Annotated in this window: 1 protein-coding gene; it reads left to right on the top strand. The window is 49.7% G+C overall.

What is annotated here, in order from left to right:
- Positions 1-47 precede the first annotated feature (47 nt).
- Positions 48-320: an acyl-CoA-binding protein gene (locus tag ACFFNX_RS51935; RefSeq protein WP_378213889.1), complete on the top strand. Its 273-nt coding sequence runs from the start codon at positions 48-50 to the stop codon at positions 318-320.
- The last annotated feature ends 316 nt before the right edge of the window (positions 321-636 follow it).

The following is a 636-nucleotide window of genomic DNA, read 5'->3' as shown; positions in this document are numbered from 1 at the left end:
GCAAGTCGTGCACATTTACACAGTAACCACATCACAAATAACACACCATGTCTCTCCAGGAGCAATTCGATGCCGCCGCCCTGAACGTGAAGAAACTGAAGGCTCTGCCCAGCGACAACGATCTGCTTGAGCTCTACGGACTCTTCAAGCAGGCCACCGTCGGAGACGCCGACCCTGCCAACAAGCCCGGTATGCTGGACTTCAAGGGTAAGGCGAAGTTCGAGGCGTGGTCCGGCCGCAAGGGCACGAGCAAGGAGGACGCGCAGAAGGCCTACATCGCCAAAGTAGAGGCTCTGGTCTCCTCCATCGGCCTGCAGTAAACACTGCCCACCATTACGCGGTACCATGAGTTAGCTATCGAAAACTTACGTACGTTAAAAACCTATCGAGTTGTTTTTTTCATACGGCCGATTTTAGTTCTTCGCGTAACCACCATGCGGCGCTGTACAAGTTTTTCATAGACATATTTACGTAGGCGATATCGAGCGCGTAAGTTTTAAACTCAAGTAGCCCCACTGGTGTAGTTCTCTAGTAGTATTTGGGGAGTAGGGAACGTTACATTACGTAAATTTTACAGATGGCACCACTAGACTTAACGAAATAATCGTTGTTCTAAGCAAGCCGAGAAGAGAAAAG

This window comes from Actinoallomurus acaciae, from assembly GCF_042429965.1.
GTDB classification, from domain to species: domain Bacteria; phylum Actinomycetota; class Actinomycetes; order Streptosporangiales; family Streptosporangiaceae; genus Actinoallomurus; species Actinoallomurus acaciae.
This window is presented reverse-complemented; position numbering and strand designations above follow the sequence as displayed.